The organism is Rhizobium sp. UBA1881, assembly GCF_002338015.1.
In the GTDB taxonomy this organism is placed as follows: Bacteria; Pseudomonadota; Alphaproteobacteria; order Rhizobiales; family Rhizobiaceae; genus Rhizobium.
Window position 1 is genome coordinate 1 of sequence record NZ_DDHH01000055.1, and the last position, 3664, is coordinate 3664.

Consider the following 3664-nt stretch of genomic DNA (forward strand, 5'->3'; position numbering starts at 1 on the left):
CGGCTCAACGATCCGCCTGAAGATTTGAATGACGGGTCTATCAAGGCGTGAAAGAAGCGGCGCGGCCAGCGGCCGCGCAGCGTCTTATACGGCGATGCCTTGCACTGCCGCAGCAAGCGGCTCCAGCATAGCGACCTCGTCGTTGGTAAGTTCGATCGAAACTGCCGCGAGGTTTTCGACAATCCTTGTGCGCTTGCGTGTGCCGGGGATTGGAACGGTCTTTGCATTCAGCGAGCTGGACTTGGCATAGAGCCATGCCAAGGCAAGCTGTGCCGGGATCACGCCCTTGGCCGACGCAATTTCTTCGATCTTTGCCACCAGACGAAGGTTTGCCTCGCGGTTCTCGGCGGAGAAGCGCGGGAAATGCTGGCGAGCATCGGTTCCAGATAGGCCCCCGGTGAATACCTGACCTGTCAGCATGCCTCGGCCGAGCGGCGAATAGGGGATGATGGTGACGCCCAAGCTGGCTGCGGCCGGTACGATGTCGTTTTCGATATCGCGGGTAAAGATCGACCATTCCGACTGCAAGGCGGCAATCGGGTGGATGGCATGCGCGGTCCGCAGTTCTTCGGCGCTGACGGCAGAGAGGCCGAGCCACTTCACCTTGCCTTCCTTCACCAAGTCGGCCATTGCGCCGATCGACTCCTCCAAAGGCGTGACGCCATCGCGACGGTGCATGTAATAGAGGTCGATTACATCGACGCCGAGACGCTTCAGCGAGCGTTCGACGGCCGTCCTGATGATTTCCGGACGGTTGTCGAGGCTCCAGTCGTTGGGGTTTTCAGGCGTGCGCGTATAGCCGAACTTGGTGGCGATAATGACCCGATCGCGATTTGCGGCGATGAAGGGCGCCAGAAACTCTTCGTTCGCGCCGACGCCGTACATGTCGGCCGTGTCGTACATCGTCACGCCAAGTTCCAGCGCCCGCTCGAGCGTGGCAAGGGATTCAGCTTCGTCCGTTTCGCCGTAGAACTCGCTCATGCCCATGCAGCCAAGGCCCTGGGCACCGATTAGCGGGCCTGTCTGTCCGAGCTGTACCTGGCGCATAGAGGTGATTTCACTTGTCATATTGGGTCTCCACATTTTGACAAGCATGGCTTATAAGTATTGAGTGTAGTCTATAGTCAAGGGTTGACGCATGCTGATTTCGGAATTTGCCAGAGCCACTGATCTGCCGGTGGATACGATCCGCTTTTACATCGCCAAAGGGCTTCTGAAGCCTGAACGCAGTGCCAAGGGAGGCTCGAACCCGTACCAGACGTTCCGCCGGGACGATGTGACGGCCGCCCGTATGATCCGGTTGCAGCAGACATTGGGTTATTCGCTGAGCGAGATTCTCGCGCTGAATGAAGAATATCGTGCCGGCGAGCAGTCGTCCGAACACACGATTGCCGTCCTGCAGAAACAGATCGCCCGGCTGGAGGAACGAAAGGCCGCGTTGGATGCGGCCCTGGCTTTCCTCAATGGCAAGGTGGAGTGGATCAAGGCGGGCAAGCCTGACGACGCGCCCCGCCTTGAAGACTATCAGTGCTGAAAGGCACGTAGCTCAGCCAGCCCTTCCTCCATTGATATCACCGGTTCGTATCCGAGTTGGCGCCTGGCCTTGCCGATGTCGAACGAGACTTCCACACCAGAGGTGGCATAGGCCTGCCTTGTAAGTGGTGGAACGATCCTGCCGCCTGAGAGTGTTGCCAGAGTGTCACCGATGGCGGCGACAGTACGGACCAAGGCACGCGGCACGATCTTTTGTGGAATTTGAAGCCCTTGTGTCTCCAGGAGCGCCGACACGATGGTGCGGAAGGCAATGGGAGCGCCATCCGAAACAAAATAGACTTCGCCGCCACGACCACGGCCAAGAGCGAGTTCGACGGCGTTGCAAAGATTGCCGATATGGGTCGTCGAGGTGAGATAGGTGCCGCCGCTGATCCAGGCGAACTTGCCGGATTTTACCGCTTCGGTGAGTGCAGGAAGCGCCGTCGTGTCATCCCGACCCCAGACGAAACGCGGACGCAGCACGACGACGGCAAAATCGTCTGCATTGGCGGCAAGCGCGATGCGCTCGGCTGCCGCCTTCGTGCGCGAATATCCGCCAACCGGCTTTTGCGGCAATGGCATGGTCTCATCGACATTGACCAGCGCCCTGCCGGTGGCAACAACGGATTCCGTGCTCAGATGGATGACCTTGCGAATGCCGGCCCGGCGCGCCGCCTCAATGACGGCACGGGTGCCGTCTTCATTAACGCGCCGCTGTCTTTCCGTGGCGGGTCCGTGGTCGGTGTCTGCCGCGGCATGGATCAGCGCATCGCAGCCTGCCATGGCCGCGGAAAGCGAAGCGTCCAACAAGTCGCCACGGACGACCGTGGCGCCGAGGGAACGCACAAGTTCCACAGATTCATCACTGCGCGCAAGAGCCGTAACGTTGATCCCGCGGGCGACGAAGTGACGAACAAGATTGCGGCCGACATAACCGCTGCCTCCTGTCAGAAAGATCCGTTGAAACGGGACGAGTTTATCCGTGGCCGCGGCCTGTGCGGCATTGCTTTCAATCATGTCGTTCACCTGATGTATTTTTCTGAGGGTCAGCCCGCAGCAATATCGGGAAGATCGCTCTCTCCCGGTTGCACTGTCACGAGCCAGTTGATTTCGCGAAGAAGCCTGTCGCGTTCCTCACGGGGAAAATGATGGAAATCGAGATGTTCGAGGAATTTCAGTCCCTCAAGCGCCAGATATGCGAGAAGCGCGCCACGCGGAGACGGGGAGGTCTCGACAATGCGCGCCATAGTGCGGGCCTGGTTATCCTGCATCTTTGTGCGCAGAGTGGCATCGAGGGCAAGGGCGGCACTGAGGTTGAGTGCAACCGCCCTGAATTCTTCCGGCGGTGGCGCTGCGGCGGCAAGGATACGACCACGGATTGCCCTGTCGTCAGCGCCGGCGAGCTGTTCCTCGATCCCGACATGATGGGCATTGTCCCGCTCAAAGGCTCGGTTCACAACGGCTTCCACCAGCGCCCGCTTCGACTTGTGATCATAGAGCACGCTGGCCTTGTTGATGCCCGCCTCCTTGGCGACGGCATCAATGGTCAAGTTGGCCGCGCCATCCCTGCCGACAACCCGTTCAGCGGCATCGAGCACCGCCTGCTGATCGATAACGCGTTTCCTGCCCATGGCCTCACCCATTTTATTTCCAACCAGATGGTTATAAAAGATAGCAGCACGGATGTCTACCGAAAATAAGAACTGGACCGAAACGCCTGTTTGTCGAATTGCGTCGAAAGTTGAGCCGTCGGTGATCTCGGTATTCCCAAGGACGCTGAGCATAACGTCCGATAATGCTTTCGGCGTAATCTTAGCGACGCATAGGCGTAGGGCTGCAAGATGGCGAACGCTCGCTTACTTTTTGTTACACAGGCTGAGAAACCGTCTCGAGCAGCTTTGTCTCTTAGATGGTTTATCGATGACGGCATCGAATACATCCCGATGACCGCGGCCTGCTGCCATGGTCGACGCTAGGATAACCGCTTCTTCACTTAATGCCGGCTCATTGAGCCCGAGGTGGACCGCTCTGGCGAGATACTGGCGGGACGAGCCCCTTTGTTCCAACGCGAGGATCTGAGGAGAGACGACGAGCTTAGCTATACATCCAACGTAACCGCCCGATTGCTACC

Annotated in this window: 4 protein-coding genes; 1 reads left to right on the plus strand and 3 read right to left on the minus strand. The window is 58.7% G+C overall.

Annotation, left to right across the window (positions count from 1 at the left end; all coding sequences use genetic code 11):
* Positions 1-84: 84 nt before the first annotated feature.
* Complete coding sequence (locus B3605_RS05375; protein WP_296433125.1) at positions 85-1068, minus strand: aldo/keto reductase; 984 nt, start codon at positions 1066-1068, stop codon at positions 85-87.
* A 70-nt stretch (positions 1069-1138) separates the two neighbouring features.
* On the opposite strand from B3605_RS05375, the gene B3605_RS05380 reads away from it, so the two are divergent.
* The gene (locus tag B3605_RS05380; protein WP_296433127.1) at positions 1139-1534 is read left to right on the plus strand and encodes a MerR family transcriptional regulator; all 396 of its coding nucleotides are present in this window, start codon (positions 1139-1141) and stop codon (positions 1532-1534) included.
* Here the strand turns inward: B3605_RS05380 and B3605_RS05385 are convergent.
* Together B3605_RS05385 and B3605_RS05390 are read right to left on the minus strand one after the other, a co-directional pair.
* Positions 1525-2550, minus strand: coding sequence for an NAD-dependent epimerase/dehydratase family protein (locus B3605_RS05385; protein ID WP_296433129.1), 1026 nt, complete (start codon positions 2548-2550; stop codon positions 1525-1527). The two genes, B3605_RS05380 and B3605_RS05385, sit on opposite strands and share 10 nt — an antisense overlap.
* Positions 2551-2579: 29 nt before the next feature.
* Positions 2580-3317: a TetR/AcrR family transcriptional regulator gene (locus B3605_RS05390; RefSeq protein ID WP_296433131.1), complete on the minus strand. Its 738-nt coding sequence runs from the start codon at positions 3315-3317 to the stop codon at positions 2580-2582.
* Positions 3318-3664: the final 347 nt, after the last annotated feature.

Bases quoted from the DNA above. Each gene is read 5' to 3' on its own strand.
- B3605_RS05375 (WP_296433125.1), bottom strand. From the start codon at position 1,068: ATGACAAGTGAAATCACCTCTATGCGCCAGGTACAGCTCGGACAGACA.
- B3605_RS05380 (WP_296433127.1), top strand. From the start codon at position 1,139: ATGCTGATTTCGGAATTTGCCAGAGCCACTGATCTGCCGGTGGATACG.
- B3605_RS05385 (WP_296433129.1), bottom strand. From the start codon at position 2,550: ATGATTGAAAGCAATGCCGCACAGGCCGCGGCCACGGATAAACTCGTC.
- B3605_RS05390 (WP_296433131.1), bottom strand. From the start codon at position 3,317: ATGCTCAGCGTCCTTGGGAATACCGAGATCACCGACGGCTCAACTTTC.